The organism is Pantoea sp. EKM20T, assembly GCF_011800485.1.
Classification (GTDB): domain Bacteria; phylum Pseudomonadota; class Gammaproteobacteria; order Enterobacterales; family Enterobacteriaceae; genus Pantoea; species Pantoea agglomerans.
Genome location: NZ_JAALFW010000006.1, coordinates 18,805 through 40,419 on the forward strand (window position 1 = coordinate 18,805; position 21,615 = coordinate 40,419).

Here is a 21,615-nt window from a genome sequence, read left to right on the forward strand (position 1 = left end):
CGCCCTGACGGGCGTTCAGGTTGCTAAAGCAGCCTGTGTGAGCACTGCCCGGGGCCAGAATGGCAAATAAAATAGCCTGAAGTGGCGCTTAGCGACCGCCGCGGATTAATCCACCCAGCCCGCGACGCTCCATAAAGGTCGAGACCAGATGACGAACCTCAGTGGCGGTATGAGCATTCATCCCCTGCTCGCTGAGCTGCTGTGCTTCTTCGTGATCCAGATGGCGCAGCAGGTATTTCACCCGTGGTACGTTTTTGCCGTTCATGCTGAGATGGTGATACCCCAGCCCGACCAGCAGCGCCACGCACATTGGATCGCCGGCCATTTCACCACACAGGCACAATTCCAGATTGGCCAGACGGGCTTCCTGCGCAATCGTATTCAGTGCACGCAGCATCGCCGGATGCAGCGAGTCGTAGAGATTGGCCACGCGGGTGTTGTTGCGATCCACCGCCAGCAGATACTGGGTCAGATCGTTGGTGCCAACCGAGACAAAATCGACCCGCGACGCCAGATGCGGGATCATAAACAGCATCGACGGCACTTCAATCATGATGCCGATGCGCGGCGCGGGGATCGTATAGCCCAGCATCTCTTCGACTTCGCGTCCTGCGCGATCGATCAGCTTTTTCGCTTCGTCGATCTCATCGATATGGCTGATCATCGGCAGCAGAATACTGAGGTTGCCGGATGCGGCGTTGGCACGCAGCATCGCGCGCACCTGCACCAGGAAAATTTCCGGCTGGTCAAGCGTCAGGCGGATGCCGCGCCAGCCCAGACAGGGATTCTCTTCACTGATAGGCATGTAGGGTAGCTGTTTATCTGCCCCCACATCCAGGGTACGCAGCGTCACAGGCTTGTTGTGAAACAGCTGTAACATGCCCTGATACTGTGCCACCTGCTCCTCTTCCGACGGGAAGCCGTTCTGCAGCATAAACGGAATTTCGGTGCGGTAGAGACCGATGCCATCCACCCAGTTGCCCAGCGTCTGCTCATGCTCCGGGCTTAAGCCGGCATTCAGCATCACCTGCACGCGCTCGCCGCTTTTCAACTCACCGGGCTGATCGACCACGCCCTCCGCCATTTTGCTCAGCGCATTCTCTTCGCTGATCAAACGCTGGTACTCCTGCACCAGCACCGGCTCGGGATCGATCAACAGCTCACCGCGATACCCATCGACGATCAGCAAACGTTTGTTGAGCTGATGAGGCTGGATGTCAGCGCCCATGACCGTCGGGATCCCCATCGCGCGGGTCAGAATCGCCGCATGGGAGTTGGCTGCGCCGTCACGCACCACCACGCCCGCCAGCCGCTCATGCGGCAGCTCAGCTAAGGTGGTGGCGGTCAGCTCATCGGCCACCAGCACAAAGCGTTCCGGCCAGGCATTGGTGCCGACCAGCGTATCGTCAAGGTGAAACAGCAGGCGCTGACCCAGCACCCGCAGATCGCCTGCGCGTTCACGCAGGTAGGTGTCCGTCAGGCTGGCAAACTGTTCAGCAAACTTCTCGATCACCTGTTTCACTGCCCATTCGGCGACCGATCCGCGTTCGATCTCATCGAACAGATCTTTTTTCAGTCGGGCATCGGTTAACAGGTGAGAGTAAAGGTCGAAAATGGCCGCACTCTCTTTCTGAGCGCTGGCGCTGAAGCGTTTACTGAAGCGACGAAATTCACTGGTGGCTTCACTCATGGCGAGCGACAGACGCTCACGTTCGCGATGAACATCCAGCGTTGAGGCAGCCGAAACCTGATCGAGCAGTGGCTGCGTCTCATCTACCCAGCCCGGTGCCACCGCCACGCCAGGCGCAGCTGCAATCGCGCGCACCCGCGTCTGCCGGAACTGACCAAACAGCTGGGCCATCTGCGACTGCGACAGCAATGCCGCCATCTGGGTGGCAAGGGTGACCAGAAACGACTCTTCGCTTTCATCAAACTGACGGTGCTCGCGCTGCTGTACCACCAGCACGCCCAGTAACTGGCGACGGCTGATAATCGGCACGCCGAGGAAGGAGCGGTAGCGCTCCTCTTTCACTGCGGGGATATATTTAAAGCTGGGATGACTCTGGGCGTCAGCAAGGTTAATCGGTTCGGCCAGACGGCCCACTAAACCGACGATCCCCTCGTCAAACGCCAGGGTCACGGTGCGGCCACGCGGTTTTTTAAGTCCGCGCGTCGCCATCAGGTAGTAGCAGTGACGATCGTGGTCGGCGAGGTAAACGGAACAGACTTCCGTATCCATCGCCAGACAGATCTCATTAACCAGGATGTCGAGTGCTTCATTGAGACGCGGCGCACTCGCCACTTTTTCTACAATTTCGCGCAACTGAGTGAGCATAAAGGGCGTGGCCTATCCTCTCTTACGTCGATGGGCAGGATTATTTCGCTGCCCCGCACTCTCCTGCATAGACATCACCACGCCAGCGAATTCCTTCATCACCCGACGATAAACGTCGCGCTTAAAGGAGACAACCTGACGCACCGGATACCAGAAACTGACCCAGCGCCAGCCATCGAACTCGGGCGTGCTGCTGTGCTGCACATTGATATCCGCGTCATTACACATTAACTGCAGAAGAAACCACTTTTGTTTCTGGCCGATACATACCGGCTTTGTGTCCCAACGCACCAAACGTTTTGGCAACTTGTAACGTAACCAGTTACGGGTAGAAGCAAGTATTCGAACATCTTTCCGGTGTAATCCGACCTCTTCGAACAGTTCGCGATACATCGCCTGTTCTGCGGTTTCACCGGGATTGATGCCTCCCTGAGGAAATTGCCAGGAGTGCTGTCCAAAGCGCCTGGCCCATAACACTTGTCCCTGCCGGTTACAGATTACGATACCAACATTCGGGCGGTAGCCATCATCATCGATCACCGGACTACCTCAAAGCAAAATTTGAATGAGCTGATTGTTTCACACTCCTTACAGGCGGTAAACCACTGGATTCATGGGGGGTTAAGCCATCATCGCCGGGATAACTCACAGAAAATGGCAAAGTTATAAACAATGACCGTGAAAAAGATCGATCTTATTCACCTTTTCTGTGGATAGCTTTGTGCAGAACGCGGGAGTTATCTGAATAACCTTTTCAGTGCGCGCTGAAGAGCCAAAAAGAACCAACAACACATCCGTATGATTTTTAATGACATTAAATCGAAAATCTTACCGGTAAATCTTTTATAAACAGTGAATATTTTCATGGTAACTGGCAATTGCTTAAAATATAAGCACACTGCTTTTTATCCACAGATAATCGCTCAGGGTTAGGCCAGAGCGACGAAATTATGGCCAGATCGTGAAAAGTCAAGGCTGTAAATGGAACCAGTACCGCACTCAGACGGTGGTTATCCCATTTTTCTGTGGATAACCGGGCTGGAGATCCTGTTCATTGTTGCGGGTAAGCTGGGATAACCCTGAAGCACCTGGGGCGGCGAGCGTGCAATCCGCTAAAAAAAGCACGATCTATCATGTTATTATCGATCCCTGACGCGGATTATTTATGTGAGAAACGTGACTCACCTGCTGTTGTACAAATTTTAATCATTGCGAGTGTTCACCATGAGTTACCAGCCAGGACCACCTGAAGATGAAGCCAGCCTGCTGGCACGCGCGCAGGATTTAGCCGGTTTGACACTGGAAACCCTGGCTGGCCGCGCCGGTCTGCCCATGCCTGCTGATCTCAAACGCGACAAGGGCTGGGTCGGCATGCTGCTGGAGTGGCATCTTGGTGCCAGCGCAGGCAGCAAAGCGGAGCAGGACTTTGCCCATCTGGGTATCGAACTGAAAACCATCCCGATTGATGCGCAGGGTAAACCGCTGGAAACCACCTTTGTCTGCGTGGCACCTCTGACCGGCAACAGCGGCGTGACCTGGCTCACCAGCCATGTGCGCCACAAGCTGGCGCGGGTATTGTGGATCCCGGTTGAAGGCGGGCGTGAGATTCCGCTGCGGGAACGCCGTGTCGGCGCGCCGCTGTTATGGAGCCCCGATGCGGAAGAAGATGAGATGCTGCGACAGGACTGGGAAGAGCTGATGGATATGATTGTGCTGGGTCGCGTAGAGCAGATTACCGCGCGACATGGTGCCTGGCTGCAAATCCGGCCCAAAGCCGCCAATAGCAAAGCGCTGACAGAAGGAATCGGCGATCAGGGCCAGCCAATCATGACGCTGCCGCGCGGTTTCTACCTGAAGAAAAGCTTCACCGGGCCCCTGCTGGCGCGTCATTTTCTCCTCTGAATATCGCCACCCGCGTTGATGTGTCGCAATTTTGTGGGAGATCGGCGAAATGAATGCGTATAATCGCCGTTTACTTTTCGTTTAGGATTAAATGTCGGTATGTTTGAGTGGATTTCCGATCCCAACGCCTGGCTGGCGCTGGGCACACTGACCATCCTTGAGGTGGTGCTGGGTATTGATAACATCATTTTCCTGTCGCTGGTGGTCGCTAAACTGCCAAAACACCAGCAAGCCAGCGCACGTCGCATTGGTCTGATGGGCGCGATGCTGATGCGTCTTGGCCTGCTGGCTTCTATCGCGTGGGTAGCCCGTCTGACTAACCCGCTCTTTACGCTGATGGATCATGCGTTCTCGGCGCGCGATCTGATTCTGCTGTTTGGCGGACTGTTCCTGCTGTGGAAATCGAGCATGGAGATCCATGAAACGATCGAAGGCAGTGAAGGCGAACACAACACCCGCGTCCATTCCTTCCTGGGTGCGATTGTACAGATCATGATGCTCGACATTATTTTCAGCCTCGACTCGGTGATCACGGCCATCGGCCTCTCCGATCATCTGTTCATTATGATGGCGGCGGTGGTTATTGCCGTGCTGATGATGATGTTCGCTGCGCGCGCGATCGGTGAGTTTGTTGACCGCCATCCGTCAGTGAAAATGCTGGCTCTCTCTTTCCTGATTCTGGTCGGTTTCACCCTGATCCTGGAGAGTTTTGCGGTCCACGTACCAAAAGGTTACATTTATTTCGCTATGTTCTTCTCAATGGCGGTTGAGTGTCTTAACCTGATGCGCAGTAAGAAAAAGCACGCCTGATAAAGTCAAGGGCGAGCCTGCTCGCCCGGTTATTTTCAGATTCATACGATTAACCCTGCCGGCAAAACCATTTATTACTACACTGTTTGCACTTGACCATTTGTGAGGATTAGGCGTGATGAAAGGGTTGGCAGGAGTAGCACTGGTGATGGTAACCGCCGCATTCTTAAGTGGATGCAGTTCTGATTATGTCATGGCGACCAAAGATGGCCGGATGATCATGACCGAAGGCAAGCCGAGCATTGATAAAGAGACCGGCCTGGTGGAGTACACTGACCAGACGGGTCATATGGTGCAGATTAACAGCGATGAGGTTTCTACGATCATTGAACGTTAAGTGCCCGATTTAATCACCTGCCACCGATTCCCGGCTGGCAGGTGATTTCCCCGACTTTTCCCCCTTCCTTCCCCGCCATTGCTCGCGCTATAGTCCCTGAGGACACAACATTCCATTCCATAAAGAAAAGGAAGCTGGCAATGCACTATCATCGTATTCCCCACAGCACGCTGGAAGTGAGTCAGCTGGGGTTGGGCACCATGACGTTTGGCGAACAGAACAGCGAAGCCGACGCCCATGCTCAACTGGATTTAGCTATCCGTTCCGGCATCAACTTTATTGATACTGCCGAGATGTATCCGGTGCCCCCGCGTCCGGAAACCCAGGGTCTGACCGAACAATATATTGGCAGCTGGCTTAAACAGCGCGGCAGCCGCGACAAAATCATTCTTGCCAGTAAAGTGGCCGGGCCTTCACGTGGCAATGATGCGTCGATTCGCCCGGATATGGCGCTGGACCGTAAAAACATCCGCGCAGCACTGGATGCCAGCCTGAAACGCCTGAATACTGACTACCTTGACCTCTACCAGCTGCACTGGCCACAGCGTCAGACCAACTATTTTGGCAAGCTTGGCTATCAGTACAGCGAAACCACTGCTCAGGTGACGCTGCTGGAGACGCTGGAAGCGCTGACCGAACAGGTGCGAGCCGGTAAGATCCGCTATATCGGGGTGTCGAACGAAACCGCGTGGGGCGTGATGCGCTATCTGCAGCTGGCGGAGAAGCATGAGCTGCCGCGCATTATCAGCATTCAGAATCCCTACAGCCTGCTGAACCGCAGCTTTGAAGTGGGTCTGGCCGAAATCAGCCAGCATGAAGGCGTAGAGCTGCTGGCGTATTCCAGCCTGGCGTTTGGAACGCTGAGCGGCAAATACCTGAATGGCGCGCAGCCTGCGGGCGCACGCAACACGTTGTTCAGCCGCTTTACTCGCTACAGCGGCGAGCAGTCACAAAAGGCGATTGCCGAATATGTGGCACTGGCTCAGCAGCATCAGATCGACCCGTCGCAGATGGCCCTGGCCTATGTGCGTCAGCAGCCGTTTGTGGCCAGCACGCTGCTGGGCGCCACTACGCCTGAACAGTTGCAGATCAATATCGACAGCTTCAATCTGACCTTAAATGCAGAGATCCTGGAAGGCATTGAGGCGATCCACCGACGTTATACTTATCCGGCTCCCTGAGCGCTCTGTTGCCAGCTGCCGCGATGGCGGCTGGCATCTCTTACAGGTCGCGATAATAGAGTTTTACCGGCTTAGCGGGATACTCCAGCGCCTGGCCCTGTGGCAGCCAGCCATAACGTTCGTAGTAGCCCCCAAACGTTGACCATAACCATAACCGTGGATAGCCCCGTGCCTGTGCATAGGCAATGACATGCTGCTGCAGCGCCTCACTGACACCTTTGCCGCGCACCGACTCATCAATATAGAGCGCCGCCAGCCAGGGGAAAAGATCCTGACGGCTGATCAGGTCGCAGCGCCAGAATCCCACCGTGCCGACTGCCCTGCCCGCCTCCACGGCAACGAAAGTCACCGGAAAATCAGCACCGATAAGGCTGCTGTTCACCACACTGGCAAAGAACGCCCGGCTGGTGGCTTCACCAAATGCGCGCCACTGCCAGTCGATGATCTGATCGGCAAATTGGGGGGCATCGCTGAGCGATACAATCTCAATCACATCAGTTTCCCCTGAAAGATCGGGACTGAATCAAACAGGTAGCCATCAAAGTCAGGCGCATCGGCGTCGGAAAGCTCCAGCAGCGTATTCTTGACGTTCTCAAGGTGCTGCCAGGTGGATTGCCAGGCCCCCATCACATCACGCCGACGCAGAGCGGCCAGGATAGTCTGGTGATCGCCAAGCCACTTCAGGCGATAGGCGCGGGTTTCAAACTGCGGGCGCAGCTGCTGCCAGAGCGGGCTACTGTCATGATGTCGCCAGATGCTGGTGACGGTATCGAGCAGCATCTGATTCTGACTGGCACCCGCCAGCAGCAGATGAAACAACTTGTCGTTGTCCTGACTGCTGTCGTTGGCGGCGATAGCACGCTGCTCCTGTTCCAGCGTTCGGCGCAGATTTTCAATGTCCGCTTTGGTCGCCATTTTTGCGGCAAAGGCTGCAATATTGCTCTCCAGCAACTGACGTGCCTGTAGCATTTCAAACGGGCCAACGTCGCTGCGGAAGAAGGCCTCTTCTTCATCATCACTGGCGGAAGGAATACGCATCACATAGACGCCGGAGCTCTGGCGGATATCCACCGTACCTTCCAGCTCCAGCATCAATAATGCCTCGCGCACGATGGTCCGGCTGACGCCCCAGGTTTCAGCCAGCTGACGTTCAGGCGGCAGGCGCGATCCCACCGGATAGTGCCCGTCACAGATCTGCTGACGCAGGTGCTGACCAATTTCCTGATACTGCTTTTTTTCTTGCGGCGCTTCGGCTTTGTCCACACTGTCACCCTTTGCAATCAATGCGCTAACGGCATTGCCGCGGTTCCCTGCGCGACAATGCCCGCGAACCGGAGAGGCTGGCTCGCAAACTGGGGCTCAGTGTATCAAAGCCAGCGCCTGATCGAGTACCTTTGCACCATTCAGCGTGCCGTAAGCAACCGTATCGATCACCGCGATGGGCAACTGATAGCTGTCGGTGAGTTTTCTGTTCTCCTCCAGTTTGAAGCGCACCTGTGGCCCGAGCAGCACGACCACCACCTCGTTGCCGTAGTTTTGCAGCTCTTCACGCAGGTTTTGCTCCGGAATGGCGTAGATCTGAAATGTCAGTCCGCGAGCGGCAGCCTCCTTTTCCATCCGCGTCACCACCATTGAGGTCGACATGCCCGCAGCACAGGCCAGAACAATTCGTTTCATGCTCGTTTCCTCGCGTTATTTCGGCTCATCATCAAGCCACAGGGTAAATTGCTGCGTGTCGCGCAGCGTACGGAACCAGTGGGCAGATTTCTTCATACGGCGCTGACGCTGCTTATCTAAGTCGATTTCGATAAGACCATAGCGATTTTTAAAGGCATTCATTGGCGAGACATTGTCGGTAAACGCCCACAGCATGTAGCCCTGACAGTTAATACCCGCCTGACTGGCGCGTATCGCCTGATGCAGGTGCTCGCTGATAAATGCGATGCGGTAATCGTCCTGAATCTCCCCGTCGGCATTTTTGAACTGCGCTTCGTTCTCAATTCCCATACCACTTTCCGCCACAAACCACGGGATATTGCCGTACTCATCGCGCATCCGCTGCGCCATATCCCAGATAATTTCAGGCTGAATTTCCCAGCCGCGCGAAGGGTTCATCCGTCGCCCCGGCAGTTCAAAGTGTTCGTAATACCAGGCGGGATGAAAGGGTGTCTCGGAATGCCAGGCGCGGGACGGTGCCTTCACGCGATGCGGATAGTAGAGATTAAGCCCGACCTCATCGACGGTATTGGCGGCAATAATCGCCAGCTCTTCCGGGGTGGTTTCCCACTCAATCTGATGCTTATCAAGCAGCGCCAGCAGCTCCGCCGGATACTCGCCTTTAATGGCGGGATCGAGAAACACCCGGTTGTAGAACAGGTCATAAATATGCGCCGCCTTCTGGTCGTGCGGGGCTGACGATCGCGGATAGGTGACTTCCGGATTGAGTATGGTACCAATGCGACCGGCATAGCCTGCCGCGCGGAACAGCTGCACTACCCGGGCGGTAGCAAGATTTTTGTGGTGGTTCCACTGCATCCATTTATGGGTGTTCTGCTCATAAGGCCAGCGCAGCGCGTCGAGATAGACGCGGGTCTGCACCACAATCGGCTCGTTAAACACAAACCAGCGCGTGACCCGACCGGCATAGCGTTTAAACACCTGTTCGACATAACGGATAAACAGTTCAACCACATGCTTTGACTGCCAGCCGCCATACTGGTCCAGCAGCGTGGCGGGCAGCTCGTAATGCTCCAGACAGAGCATCAGTTCAATGCCCTGGCGCTGCATTTCATCAATCAGCCGGTCATAGTAAGCCGCGTATTCCTCATCGACCGTAGCGGTTTCGTAATCGATCAGGAAACGCGACCAGTTGATCGAAGTGCGGTAGTGGGTCAGCCCGCTGGCCTTCATTAGCGCCACATCCTCACTAAAGCGGTTGATAAAGTCGGTGGCAACCGCCGGGCCGTAGCCGTTGTGCCAGACGTGACGATCCTGCTGATACCAGGCGTCAGGCCAGGAGTCCTGCCCCGCTTTTTTTCCGCTCCAGCCTTCCGTCTGCCAGGCGGAGGCAGCAGCTCCCAGAATGAAATTCTCAGGTATGTGGACAGTCTGACGACTCATAACACCTCCGTTCGGTTGGGGTTCAGCTCAGGTTGCAGGCTCTTTGCTTCCGCTGCTTCTGCTGCATCCGCGCGGCGGGCTGCGACTTTCACAAATGGCAGATAGATAAGTACTGACACCAGAATGCAGACGATCTGCGTCACCACCGCACCCATCGATCCGGCCGTTGACAGCCAGGCATTGATAATCGGAGGCGTGGTCCATGGCACCATCACCACGGCTTTCCCGGCAAATCCCATCACCGTAGCGAAGTAACCGATAGAACCTGTCACTAGCGGTGTGATGATGAAAGGGATAGCCAGTATCGGGTTAAGCATAATCGGCATACCAAATATAACCGGCTCGTTGATATTGAAAATGCCTGGCCCGAACGACAGTTTGGCGATTTCACGCATCTCTTTGCGTCGTGTTGCCAGCATCACGGCGGTGAGCAGCCCGATGGTCAGGCCGGAGCCGCCGATGCTCATATAAACATCCCAGAACGGCATGGTGATGATGTTCGGTGCCTCTTTTCCCTGCTCAAAAGCGGTCATGTTGACCATAATCGCGCCAAGCAACAGCGGCTCACGGATCGGCTTCACCATCTGGTTGCCGTGAATACCAATCACCCAGAACAGCTGGGCGACGAACATCAGAATCAGAATGCCCCACAGGCTCTGCACCACCGACTCCAGCGGCTGCTGCACCACCTGGTATACCGCGTCGTAAAGGTACATGCCGGTGACGCGATGGAAGATAAAGCCAAAGGTCGCTATCAGCGTCACGGTGATGATTGAGGGGATGAGCGCGGAGAAAGAGGCGGCCACGTTGGGCGGCACGGTGTCGGGCATTTTGATTTTCAGCCGCTCAACCTGTTCGAGGCGGCAGTAGATCTCTACCGACAGAATGGCGATAAACATGCCGAGAAACAGGCTTTTGGTATCGGAGAATTGTTTGGCCAGCACGTCGGTGACCAGGTGCATCTGCCCATCGACCATCATCTGTAAGGTGGTCGGCGTTACGGATACAAAGCAGATGATCGCCAGCAGGCCGGGAAACAGCGTTTTTATACCGTTGATGCGCCCAAGCTCAATACCAATCAGGAACACCGCACCAATGTTGAGAAAGCTGAGCGTGGCGTAATTGATACTGCTGGTGATGGGCTTGAGGTCAGCTAAAAAAGCCAGGGCGGCAAAGCTGGCAAGGCCATTTTTGCTGTCCAGCACCATGTTAGAGATCAATACCGAGAAGGCGCCAACAATGATCACCGGCATCAGGGTAATGAACGAGGCTTTAATCGCCATGATGTAGCGATAACTGTTAAAGCGGGTGGCAAAGCTGCCCAGGGAATCGATAAGGCGGTCCTGTAGAGACATGATCAACCCTCAGAGATGTAAGATCGGTATTCCTGTAATCGTCGTGGTCTTCCCTGTTAGTGGCATACCAAAATGACGAATATCCTCGGTTTTTTCTGTGACGAACCTCCCGGAAACGTTTATTGGCATTCCAGTATGATTAAAACGGCCAATTTGGCATACCAATAGCGGAGGCGTTATGGATTACGAACAGACCATGATGGAATTGCTGATCAATGCAGGGGAAGCCCGTTCGTCGGCGATGATGGCGATTCAGTGTGCGCGCAAACGCGACTGGACCGGGGCTGACGCGGCGCTGGCAGCTTCAGATACCGCGGCAAAAGCGGCACATAAAATTCAGACCGCGTTGATTGGTGCAGACGAGGGAAGCGGAAAATTGCCGGTCACGCTGATTCTGGTGCATGCGCAGGATCATCTGATGAATGCAATGCTGTGCCGCGAGCTGGCAGAGGAGCTGGTCATGCTGCGCAAAGAGATCTATGGCTGACAGGCGGCGCGCCGGCCGCCTGAGCGAGGTGATTAGCTGATTTCCAGTGCCAGTAGCGACTCAATAGTCTGCGCGCGGCGGATCTCGCGCGGCTGGCCCTGCTCAAACAGCACTTCCGGGATCAGCGGACGGCTGTTGTAGTTAGAGGACATGGATGCACCGTAAGCACCGGTGTCGTGGAACACCAGGTAATCGCCAACCTTTGCCGCCGGAATCGCGCGTGGTTCGACCATGCCGCCCTCCAGCTGGGTAAAGACATCACCCGATTCGCACAGCGGGCCAGCGACCACCGTGTCGATAGTCTGCTGCTCATCAATGGCCCGCTCATCGCCCGCCATCAGCGAGATATGGTGATAGCTGCCATACATGGAGGGACGCATCAGGTCACTGAAACCGGCATCGACCAGCACGAAGTGACGGCTGCCCATCGACTTAACCGCCCGTACCTGAGAGACCAGCACACCGGCCTCGGCCACCAGGAAACGGCCCGGTTCGATCTCCAGCTTTATCGCGTGACCCAGATGCTGAGCGATACGCTGCCGCGCTGCATCCCACAGGCCGAAATAGTGATCGGTATCGATCGCCTCTTCGCCATAGCGATAAGGCACAGAGAGGCCGCCGCCCGCAGAGATCGCGGTCAGATCCTGACCCGACGCCATCACCAGTTCAACCATCGCATCACAGACCTGCTGCAGATGCGCATAATCGACGCCAGAGCCGATATGCATATGAATGCCCACCAGCTGCAAGCCGTGCTGTTTAATCGCCGCCAGCGCCCCGGCTAAATCGGCATGCCAGATCCCGTGCTTGCTGTTTTCGCCACCGGTATTGGTTTTCTGACTGTGGCCGTGACCAAAACCAGGATTGACCCGCAGCCACACCGCATGTCCCGGTGAGACCGCGCCGAGCTGATGCAGCATATCGATCGATCCGGCATTAACCGGCACCTTTAACGCGGTCACCCGCTCCAGCGTCGGCTGATCGAACAGATCCGCGGTAAAGACGATCTCATCACCGCCAGGCTGGTAACCCGCGGCCAGCGCACGTTCGATCTCACCCAGCGATACCGAGTCCACTTTCACGCCTGCTGCGCGCATCAGGCGCAGGATATGCGTATTCGAGCAGGCCTTCTGCGCAAAGCGCACCATATCAAATGCCTGCAGCTGGGCAATACGCGCCTGAATAATCTGCGCATCATAAGCCCAGAATGGCCCGGTGTAGCGGCGTGCCAGCGGCAGCAGGTTAGCGGCGCTGAGTGCGGTTTCGGTACTCTGTAAGGAACGTGGCATGGCAATTCTCCTGTGGCAATAGCTGCATTAAGCCAGAATCGTGTCATAGCGAAAAATATCTGTTTTAATAGCATCTATGCAGAATGGATATAGGAAGGGTGCGTGGCGAACATTAACTGGCGGCATATCGAGATTTTTCATGCGGTGATGACCAGCGGCAATCTGACTCAGGCCGCGACACTGCTGCACACCTCACAGCCGACGGTGAGCCGGGAGCTGGCACGCCTGGAGCAGCAGCTGGGATTAGAGTTGTTCGGACGGGTTCGTGGTCGCCTGCAACCGACGGTGCAGGGATTGCGTCTTTTCGAAGAGGTGCAGCGATCCTGGTACGGACTGGATCGCATCATGGAAGCGGCTGAAGGACTGCGCCAGTTCCGTCAGGGTGAGCTGTCGATCGCCTGCCTGCCCGTTTTTTCGCAGTCGCTGCTGCCACCACTGTGTCAGCCCTTTTTACAGCGCTACCCGGATGTGAGCCTGAATGTGATTCCACAGGAGTCGCCGCTGCTGGAGGAGTGGCTGTCAGCACAGCGCTACGATATCGGCTTAACCGAAACCCAGCACGCTCCGGCCGGCACTGACCGTCTCGCCCTGCTGACCTGCGATGAAGTATGCGTATTGCCTCAGCATCACCCTCTGAGTCAGCGTTCAGAGCTGACGCCGCACGATTTTGCGGGCGAACAGTATGTGAGCCTGTCGCGCAGTGACAGCTATCGTCAGTTGCTGGATGCGCTGTTTCATGAGCAGGGAGTCGAGCGGCGGCTGGTGATGGAGACGCACAGTGCCGCTTCGGTGTGCGCCATGGTCAGAGCGGGCGTGGGCATTTCAATTGTGAATCCGCTGACGGCGCTGGATTACGCCGACAGCGGTGTGGTGATGCGTAAGTTCAGCGTGGCGGTTCCGTTTACCGTCAGCCTGGTGAGGCCGCAGCACCGCCCTGCATCGGCGCTGGTCGATGCCTTTGTCAGCCATCTACAACGGCAGGTGGCTGACTTTCCGGCACGCATCGCCGCCCGCCTGGCTTAAGCGCGAACCCTGGCGGCTGCGCGGCCCGATTTGCGGAAGGTGATCAGACAGATCAGCAGGCCGATTGCCGCCAGCGCAGCGGCAGCAACCGGCACCGCCGTCAGGCCATATCCACGGCCAATCACCGCACCGCCGACCCAGGCACCCAGCGCATTGCCCACGTTAAACGCCGAAATGTTCAGGGTTGAGACCAGGTTAGGCGCCTCTTTGCCGTGCCGTACCACGTTGATCTGCAGACCCGGCACCGTCGCAAAGGTCGCCATCGCCCACAGGAACAGGGTGATCTCCGCCAGCCACAGCGCATGGCTGGTCCAGCTGAACAGCAGCGAGAAGATGGCGATCAGGGAGAAGCTGAGGATCAGGCTAAAGGAGACTTTCCAGTCGGCCAGTTTGCCGCCAAGAATATTACCGACCGTCAGGCCTGCGCCAATCAGGAACAGCGTCCAGCTGACGCCGCGATCGCTGATGCCCGTCACCTCTAGCAGCAGCGGCGCAATGTAGCTGAACAGCGCAAACATCGCCGCGGCAAAGAACACCGTCATCAGCAGCGACAGCCACAGTTTCCCGTTGGCCAGTGCCCCAATTTCACTCGCCAGGTGAACCGGCTTTTCCTGTTTATTGTTGGGCAGACTCACGATCAGGGCGATAAACGCCAGCACGCCAATCACAGCCACGCCCCAGAAGGTGGCTCGCCAGCCAAACATCTGTCCGAAACTGGTTCCCAGCGGAACGCCCAGCACGTTGGCTAAGGTCAGTCCGGTGAACATCAGTGCGACAGCGGAAGCCTGGCGACCGGCTGGTACCAGACTGGCGGCGACCACCGCGCCAATACCGAAGAAGGCACCGTGACAAAGCGCGGTGACGATGCGTGCCAGCATCAGCAGGTTATAGTTGTAAGCCAGCGCACACAGCAGGTTGCCGACAATAAATATCACCATCAGCAGAATCAGCGTTTTTTTACGCGGCAGCCTGGCGGTGAGCAGCGCCATAATCGGCGCACCAATCGCCACGCCCAGCGCGTAGCCGCTGATCAGCCAGCCCGCCGACGGAATTGACACCTGAAGGTCACGCGCCACCTCCGGCAGCAATCCCATAATGACAAACTCAGTGGTTCCGATGGCGAACGCACTCAACGCCAGCGCCATTAATGCTACAGGCATAACACTCTCCCAATATCATTTGCAGGTGAACTGCACAGACGCGCAGCCCCTCGACGCTTATTAAAATTTGATCTGCGTCACGGTGAGCATTACAGCACAGTGCTGATGCGCGACATAGCCTGCGCGCAGCAAAGGATTATTGCCGGGGCCGCAATAATCCTGCTGCTTTGCCGGAACAAATGGCTTTGTCAGCCTGCTGGCTAAGCCCGTTAAAGCGCACATGACCCAGGGTCAGGTTGTCATTTCCCCCGAACCCGTTACGCTTTTTAGTGCGTATTTAATTAATAAATCCTTAACGTTGCCGATATATCCCTAATCAATTGCCAGGTGATGTAATCAACTTCTGACGCAGGGAGAGAGAATGCAACGACTCATAGCCTTAATGGTGTTTGGCTTAACCGGTTGCTCGGTAGGTCATTATGAGTACAGTAAAGAAGCTGAAAAACGGGTGGATATGACCGTGACCGGCATTCCCACCGTGCTGGGTTTAGGCACGCTCGGTACCACCATCCCACTGACGCCGGAGTACAGCCTGACCGCCGCCCATGTGGCAAAGTTTTCGCTTTACCGGGTCAAAGCCTGGCATCCGCAATGCGATCTGGCCGTGGTCTACCACAAAAACAGCGAAATGAACCTGCCACCCAACTTTCGTAACAGCCACATCGGCGATCAGGTCAATCTCTACGGCTACAGTTTTATTTCGGCCATGCCGGTCAGTTCCAGCGGGCAGAACCTGATTAATACCACGCTGGCGAACAGCTGGAACAAATCAGACTGCGTCGTGGTGGCGGCGAATGCGGGTGTGGTCAAAGGGATGTCGGGCGGCGCAGTCTATAACGCCTCTGATGATACGCTGGCGGGCGTGATTATTGGCTACAGCAATAACATCAACGACAATATCAGCGGTAAGACACTCTATAAGAACGTTGCGCTCTATGTGCCCTATGCACGGTTTCAGACCTGGCTGGATCAGGCGATTAAATCCTGATATCTGCTGAACGAACAGATGTAAAAAAGGCCGGAATTTCCGGCCTTAAGCTTGGTGACAAAGTCGGGCCTGGTTCGCTGTAAGACCGAGCCTGCACAGGTAACACGGTCAGATCGGAAAGACGCAAAAACTGTCATCCATGACCGCTCGGCCCACGCCATCCATGGCGCGGGACGCTTTCCTCTTCTGACCGTGTTCCCTGTGCCGTGAGTTTATCAGTTGCTGCCAAATTCACTCTGATTCGGCTTTGTCATCACGCTGTCAGGCCTGAAGATCAGGCCTGACAGCGACTCATAACGATTACTTGCTGCCTGGGCGCAGTGCCGGGAACAGAATCACATCGCGGATAGTGTGGCTGTTGGTAAACAGCATCACCATACGGTCAATACCGATACCCAGACCGGCGGTTGGCGGCAGACCGTGCTCCAGTGCGGTGACATAGTCTTCGTCGTAGAACATCGCTTCGTCGTCGCCAGCATCTTTGGCATTCACCTGCTGCAGGAAACGCTCAGCCTGATCTTCCGCATCGTTCAGCTCGGAGAAGCCATTACCGATTTCACGACCGCCAATGAAGAACTCAAAGCGATCGGTGATTTCCGGGTTCTCGTCGTTACGACGGGCCAGCGGAGAGACTTCAGCCGGATATTCAGTGATGAAGGTCGGCTGAATCAGATGCGCTTCTGCGGTCTCTTCGAAGATTTCGGTTACGACGCGGCCCAGCCCCCAGCTTTTCTCAACCTTGATGTGCAGTGATTGAGCAATCGCCACCGCTTTATCAAAGTCTTCCAGATCGGCCAGATCCGTTTCCGGACGGTATTTCTTGATCGCTTCACGCATGGTCAGTTTTTCAAACGGCTTACCGAAATCAAACTCCTGCTCGCCGTAAGGCACCACGGTGCTGCCCAGCACATCCTGCGCCAGCGTACGGAACAGGCTTTCGGTCAGCTCGATCAGATCTTTGTAATCCGCATAAGCCATATAGAGTTCCATCATGGTGAACTCTGGGTTATGACGTGGCGAAATACCTTCGTTACGGAAGTTACGGTTGATCTCGAACACGCGATCGAATCCGCCCACTACCAGACGCTTCAGATAAAGCTCTGGAGCGATACGCAGATACATGTCGATATCCAGCGCATTGTGATGGGTGATGAACGGACGCGCAGACGCGCCGCCAGGGATCACCTGCATCATCGGGGTTTCCACTTCCATAAAGTCGCGGCCCACCATGAACTGGCGAATGCCGGCCATGATCTGCGAACGAATTCTGAAGGTGTTACGCGACTCCTCGTTGGCGATGAGATCAAGGTAACGCTGACGGTAGCGCGTTTCCTGATCGGCCAGGCCGTGGAACTTGTCCGGCAGCGGACGCAGTGCTTTGGTCAGCAGGCGCAGTTCAGAACAGTGAATCGACAGTTCGCCGGTTTTGGTTTTGAACAGTTTGCCGCGCGCGCCCAGAATATCGCCGAGATCCCACTTTTTGAACTGCTCGTTGTAGATGCCTTCAGCCAGATCGTCACGCGAGACGTAAAGCTGAATCCGGCCACCCACATCCTGCAGGGTCACGAAAGAGGCTTTACCCATAATACGACGGGTCATCATACGTCCGGCGACGCTGACTTCGATGCCGAGATCTTCAAGCTCTTCGTTGCTCTTCTCGCCATAGCTCTCATGCAGCTGGTTTGAGAGGCTGTCACGACGAAAATCGTTAGGAAACGCCACGCCATTTGCACGCAGCACGCTCAGCTTTTCGCGACGCGCTTTCAGTTCGTTATTTAACTCAACGGCGGCATCAGCGCTCTGCGGTTGTTGTTCAGACATGTCGGTTCCTTATAACCCTGCTTTTAAACTAGCTTCAATGAATCGATCCAGGTCGCCGTCCAGCACCGCCTGGGTGTTACGCGTCTCTACGCCGGTGCGCAGATCTTTGATGCGTGCATCATCGAGAACGTAAGAACGGATCTGACTTCCCCAGCCGATGTCGGACTTGTTGTCCTCCAGCGCCTGTTTCTCAGCGTTTTTCTTCTGCATCTCAAGCTCGTACAGCTTCGCTTTCATCTGCTTCATCGCCTGATCTTTGTTCTTGTGCTGAGAACGGTCATTCTGACACTGGGTGACGGTACCGGTTGGAATATGGGTAATACGTACCGCAGATTCCGTCCGGTTAACGTGCTGGCCGCCCGCCCCTGACGCACGATAGACGTCAATGCGCAGATCGGCTGGGTTGATGTCGATATCAATATCGTCATCCACTTCCGGATAGATAAAGGCGGAGCTGAATGAGGTGTGACGACGGCCGCCGGAGTCAAACGGGCTCTTACGCACCAGGCGATGCACGCCCGTTTCGGTGCGCAACCAGCCAAAGGCGTAGTCGCCTGACACGCGAATGGTCACAGATTTAATGCCTGCAACTTCACCTTCAGACTCTTCGATAATTTCGGTTTTGAAGCCTTTGGCTTCAGCCCAACGCAGATACATACGCATCAGCATGCTGGCCCAGTCCTGCGCTTCGGTGCCGCCGGAACCCGCCTGCAGATCGATGTAGCAGTCGGCGCTGTCATACTCGCCAGAGAACATGCGGCGGAATTCCAGCTCGCCCAGCTTGCCCTCAAGGACATCCAGCTCGGCAACCGCTTCGTCGAAAGTCTCTTCGTCTTCCGCTTCTACCGCCAGTTCAAGCAGACCCTGCACATCTTCCAGGCCCTGCGACATCTGATCCAGCGTCTGCACGATCGCTTCCAGCGAGGAGCGCTCTTTGCCCAGCGCCTGAGCACGCTCAGGTTCGTTCCAGACATCGGGCTGTTCCAGCTCGGCGTTTACTTCTTCGAGGCGTTCTTTCTTGGCATCGTAGTCAAAGATACCCCCGAAGAACGTCGCTGCGCTCACTGAGGTCCTGAATACGGTTTTTGACCGGGTTGATTTCAAACATGGCTTTAGCGTCTTTCTTATGTTCGATGGGACAGGAAATTTAACGCACAAGTTTACCCGAAACTGGCGGCAGATTGTAGCGCTGAGACAGCCGGCTGATGCCGGGGCGGCGTGACGCGTTGCATTTGCTTATCGGGCTGCGACGACAACCGCTCGCACAGCAGGTTAACGCAGGGAAAAAACAGGCTGACGCGCCTCTGCCGTGACCGGAGACGCGCGCGCCTTATAAAAATCAAAGCGGCCAGATATGGTCAATGATCAGCTGTACCGAGCGGTTACCGCGATACTCATTGATATCCAGCTTATAGGCCAGCTCGACCTGACGAATGCTGCTGTCGGGCCACAGCGTGGTATCGACATTAAAGGCAATCCCGTCGATCAGCGGACCGCCGTCCAGCGGTTCGACCATCACTTTCAGATGTCGCTCGCCCACCAGCCGCTGTTGCAGCAGCTTAAATTTGCCGTCAAAAGCGGGTTCCGGGAACGCCTGGCCCCAGGGCCCCGCTTCGCGCAGCATCTCAGCGGTCTGCAGCGAAAACTCCTGCGGCTGCAACGCACCATCTGACCAGATGATGCCCTGCAGAGATTCGCCATCCAGCCACTCACCGACCAGATCGGCAAAGCGCTGACGAAACTCCTCGTAGCGTGCGGTTTCCAGTGATAAGCCTGCCGCCATGGCATGACCGCCGAACTTCAGCATCAGGCCGGGATTCAGCGTATCCAGACGCTCCAGCGCGTCGCGCAGATGCAGACCGGCAATTGAGCGGCCTGAGCCTTTCAGCGTGCCGTCGCCCGCCGGAGCAAAGGCAATCACCGGACGATGGAAACGCTCTTTCAGACGGGAGGCGAGGATCCCCACCACACCCTGATGCCATTCGGGATGATAAAAGGCCAGCCCCAGCGGTAGATCGCTCTGCTCACGCTCCAGCGCCTGACACAGCGCCAGCGCTTCGCTCTGCATGCCCTGCTCTATCTCTTTTCGTGTCTGGTTCAGCGCGTCCAGCTCACTGGCTAACATCCGTGCCTGACTGAGATCCTCAGTCATTAACAGCGCCACGCCCACCGACATATCGTCGAGCCGGCCTGCGGCATTGAGCCGTGGCCCCAGCGCAAAGCCGAGATCGCTGGCCGCCATCTGACGCGCATCGCGATTAGCAATCTCCAGCAGCGCCCGGATGCCTGGCCGGCATTTTCCGGCCCGAATGCGGCTGAGTCCCTGCCACACCAGAATGCGGTTGTTGACGTCGAGCGGCACCACGTCGGCAACCGTGCCGAGCGCCACCAGATCCAGCATCTCCGCCAGATTGGGTTCGGTGCGAGTGGCACCAAACCAGCCCTGGGTGCGCAGATGGGCGCGCAGCGCAAGCATCAGATAGAACGCAACGCCCACGCCCGCCAGTGCACGTGAGGGAAAGTTGCAGTCCGGCAGATTGGGATTAACGATCGCCTCAGCGGCTGGTAAGGTCTCGCCCGGCAGGTGGTGGTCGGTAATCAGCACCGGAATCCCGTGCTGATGGGCACATTCAACGCCGGCGTGGGAGGAGATGCCGTTGTCGACGGTCAGGATCATCGCCGCGCCGCGCGCCCGCGCCTGCTCAACCACTTCAGGGCTGAGGCCATAACCATCTTCAAAGCGGTTAGGCACCAGATACTGCACGTTGCCGCCGCCCATGCTGCGCAGCGCCATGACCGTCAGCGCGGTACTGGTCGCGCCATCGGCATCAAAGTCGCCCACCACCATAATGCGACGCCCATCCAGCAGCGCCTGATGCAGCAGTTCCACTGCGCTCTCAATCCCGCTTAAGGACTGGTACGGCAGCAGGTTTTTCGCCCCGCGCTCCAGCTCTGCCGCGTCGCGCACGCCGCGTTGCAGATAGAGTCGTTTCAGCAGCGGCGGCAGCGTCGCCGGAAGCGCATCATCAACCGTCACCTCACGGCGACGGAGTTCCACATCCTGTTTTACCACCGATTAACCACCACGCTTCTGATTGTCCAGCACCTGCTTCAGCTCCTGCGGCGACTGATAACCTGGGATCATCATGCCGCTGTCAGTCAGCATCGCGGGCGTGCCCTGAATGCCGAACAGCACGCCAAGTTTATAGTGCTGGGCGATATCGATTTTGCAGCTGTCTGGTGCGGCCATCTTCGGCGCATTGCCTTTCATCGCCTCATCAAACGCTTTATTGCGGTCAGCGCTGCACCAGATCGCTTTCATCGCCGGTTCAATCTGACCATTCAGCCCTTCACGCGGAAACGCCAGATAGCGCACGGTGATGCCCAGCGCATTGTAGTCCGCCATCTGCTCGTGCAGCTTGTGACAGTAGCCACAGGTGATGTCGGTAAAGACCGTGATCACGTGCTGCTCTTTAGGCGCTTTGTAGACGATCATCTCCGGCACCAGCGCCTCGACTTTTTTGTCCAGCAGCTGGTTAGTGACGTTGACCGGCTGTTTGCCGCTGACGTCATAGAGCGGGCCCTGGATCATATGTTTGCCGTCGTCGGTCACGTAGAGCACGCCGCTTTCTGACAGCACGGTTTTAAAACCCGGCAGCGGTGACGGGCTAATTTCTGTCTGGTTCAGACCGAGCTTTTTAAGTGATTGCTGAATGGCGCTGTCATCGGCCTGTGCGAGACCGGAAAAGGCGCTGGCTAAAAGAGCCAGCATGGCAAAATGCTTGTTCATTTTTGTCCTTATCGCCG

Annotated in this window: 20 protein-coding genes; 7 read left to right on the forward strand and 13 right to left on the reverse strand. The window is 56.3% G+C overall.

All coding sequences use genetic code 11. The features are described from left to right. Positions 1-88: 88 nt before the first annotated feature. Positions 89-2,335, reverse strand: coding sequence for a phosphoenolpyruvate--protein phosphotransferase (gene ptsP / locus HFD94_RS12175; RefSeq protein ID WP_010248647.1), 2,247 nt, complete (start codon positions 2,333-2,335; stop codon positions 89-91). 12 nt (positions 2,336-2,347) lie between these two features. Continuing rightward, the gene (rppH, locus tag HFD94_RS12180) at positions 2,348-2,875 is read right to left on the reverse strand and encodes an RNA pyrophosphohydrolase (RefSeq protein WP_009087042.1); all 528 of its coding nucleotides are present in this window, start codon (positions 2,873-2,875) and stop codon (positions 2,348-2,350) included. 684 nt (positions 2,876-3,559) lie between these two features. Between rppH and mutH the strand changes: the two genes are divergently transcribed. The 4 genes from mutH to HFD94_RS12200 all read left to right on the forward strand — a co-directional run bounded on the left by mutH (position 3,560) and on the right by HFD94_RS12200 (position 6,565). Further along, positions 3,560-4,237, forward strand: coding sequence for a DNA mismatch repair endonuclease MutH (mutH, locus tag HFD94_RS12185; protein ID WP_122889652.1), 678 nt, complete (start codon positions 3,560-3,562; stop codon positions 4,235-4,237). A 99-nt stretch (positions 4,238-4,336) separates the two neighbouring features. Then, positions 4,337-5,047, forward strand: coding sequence for a TerC family protein (locus tag HFD94_RS12190; protein ID WP_010248654.1), 711 nt, complete (start codon positions 4,337-4,339; stop codon positions 5,045-5,047). A 118-nt stretch (positions 5,048-5,165) separates the two neighbouring features. After that, positions 5,166-5,384: a YgdI/YgdR family lipoprotein gene (locus tag HFD94_RS12195; protein ID WP_003853956.1), complete on the forward strand. Its 219-nt coding sequence runs from the start codon at positions 5,166-5,168 to the stop codon at positions 5,382-5,384. A gap of 140 nt (positions 5,385-5,524) precedes the next feature. Next, complete coding sequence (locus HFD94_RS12200; protein ID WP_010248659.1) at positions 5,525-6,565, forward strand: NADP(H)-dependent aldo-keto reductase; 1,041 nt, start codon at positions 5,525-5,527, stop codon at positions 6,563-6,565. 40 nt (positions 6,566-6,605) lie between these two features. On the opposite strand, the gene HFD94_RS12205 is transcribed toward HFD94_RS12200, so the two are convergent. The 5 genes from HFD94_RS12205 to HFD94_RS12225 form a co-directional block, all read right to left on the reverse strand. Continuing rightward, a complete protein-coding gene (locus HFD94_RS12205; RefSeq protein ID WP_122889651.1) occupies positions 6,606-7,058 on the reverse strand; it encodes a GNAT family N-acetyltransferase in 453 nt (150 codons plus the stop codon). Continuing rightward, positions 7,055-7,828, reverse strand: a complete 774-nt coding sequence (locus HFD94_RS12210) for an FCD domain-containing protein (RefSeq protein ID WP_010248663.1) — start codon at positions 7,826-7,828, stop codon at positions 7,055-7,057. The genes HFD94_RS12205 and HFD94_RS12210 overlap by 4 nt, the downstream gene beginning before the upstream one ends. A 96-nt stretch (positions 7,829-7,924) precedes the next feature. Further along, a complete protein-coding gene (locus HFD94_RS12215) occupies positions 7,925-8,242 on the reverse strand; it encodes a PTS sugar transporter subunit IIB (RefSeq protein WP_122889650.1) in 318 nt (105 codons plus the stop codon). 15 nt (positions 8,243-8,257) lie between these two features. Then, positions 8,258-9,685 (reverse strand): glycoside hydrolase family 1 protein, encoded by a 1,428-nt coding sequence (locus tag HFD94_RS12220; protein ID WP_122889649.1) that lies wholly within the window; start codon positions 9,683-9,685, stop codon positions 8,258-8,260. Continuing rightward, entirely contained in the window at positions 9,682-11,040 is a 1,359-nt protein-coding gene (locus HFD94_RS12225) for a PTS sugar transporter subunit IIC (RefSeq protein WP_010248669.1), read from the reverse strand. Before HFD94_RS12225 ends, HFD94_RS12220 begins: the two co-directional genes overlap by 4 nt. A gap of 178 nt (positions 11,041-11,218) precedes the next feature. On the opposite strand from HFD94_RS12225, the gene HFD94_RS12230 reads away from it, so the two are divergent. Further along, positions 11,219-11,527 carry a PTS lactose/cellobiose transporter subunit IIA gene (locus HFD94_RS12230; protein ID WP_010671044.1) on the forward strand — a complete coding sequence of 103 codons (309 nt, stop codon included), beginning with the start codon at positions 11,219-11,221 and terminating at the stop codon, positions 11,525-11,527. A 32-nt stretch (positions 11,528-11,559) separates the two neighbouring features. On the opposite strand, the gene lysA is transcribed toward HFD94_RS12230, so the two are convergent. Continuing rightward, positions 11,560-12,816: a diaminopimelate decarboxylase gene (gene lysA / locus HFD94_RS12235; RefSeq protein WP_122889648.1), complete on the reverse strand. Its 1,257-nt coding sequence runs from the start codon at positions 12,814-12,816 to the stop codon at positions 11,560-11,562. 102 nt (positions 12,817-12,918) lie between these two features. Between lysA and HFD94_RS12240 the strand changes: the two genes are divergently transcribed. After that, on the forward strand, positions 12,919-13,839 hold the full coding sequence (locus HFD94_RS12240) for a LysR family transcriptional regulator (protein WP_010248675.1): 921 nt from the start codon (positions 12,919-12,921) through the stop codon (positions 13,837-13,839). Here the strand turns inward: HFD94_RS12240 and HFD94_RS12245 are convergent. Then, on the reverse strand, positions 13,836-14,999 hold the full coding sequence (locus tag HFD94_RS12245) for an MFS transporter (protein ID WP_010248677.1): 1,164 nt from the start codon (positions 14,997-14,999) through the stop codon (positions 13,836-13,838). The genes HFD94_RS12240 and HFD94_RS12245 overlap by 4 nt on opposite strands. A 361-nt stretch (positions 15,000-15,360) precedes the next feature. On the opposite strand from HFD94_RS12245, the gene HFD94_RS12250 reads away from it, so the two are divergent. Continuing rightward, positions 15,361-15,987, forward strand: coding sequence for a serine protease (locus HFD94_RS12250; protein ID WP_060680937.1), 627 nt, complete (start codon positions 15,361-15,363; stop codon positions 15,985-15,987). 300 nt (positions 15,988-16,287) lie between these two features. On the opposite strand, the gene lysS is transcribed toward HFD94_RS12250, so the two are convergent. From lysS to dsbC, 4 genes are all read right to left on the reverse strand, one after another. Continuing rightward, positions 16,288-17,808, reverse strand: a complete 1,521-nt coding sequence (gene lysS / locus HFD94_RS12255; protein WP_010248682.1) for a lysine--tRNA ligase — start codon at positions 17,806-17,808, stop codon at positions 16,288-16,290. Positions 17,809-17,817: 9 nt separating this feature from the next. Then, positions 17,818-18,916, reverse strand: a protein-coding gene (gene prfB / locus HFD94_RS12260) for a peptide chain release factor 2 (protein WP_099257461.1) whose coding sequence is annotated in 2 segments (ribosomal slippage) — positions 17,818-18,840 and positions 18,842-18,916 — 1,098 coding nt in all. Because the reading frame shifts where the segments join, the coding sequence is not laid out codon by codon here. Between the two features lie 231 nt (positions 18,917-19,147). After that, the gene (recJ, locus tag HFD94_RS12265) at positions 19,148-20,881 is read right to left on the reverse strand and encodes a single-stranded-DNA-specific exonuclease RecJ (protein ID WP_010671048.1); all 1,734 of its coding nucleotides are present in this window, start codon (positions 20,879-20,881) and stop codon (positions 19,148-19,150) included. Positions 20,882-20,884: 3 nt separating this feature from the next. After that, positions 20,885-21,598, reverse strand: a complete 714-nt coding sequence (gene dsbC, locus HFD94_RS12270) for a bifunctional protein-disulfide isomerase/oxidoreductase DsbC (RefSeq protein ID WP_010671049.1) — start codon at positions 21,596-21,598, stop codon at positions 20,885-20,887. Positions 21,599-21,615 lie beyond the last annotated feature (17 nt).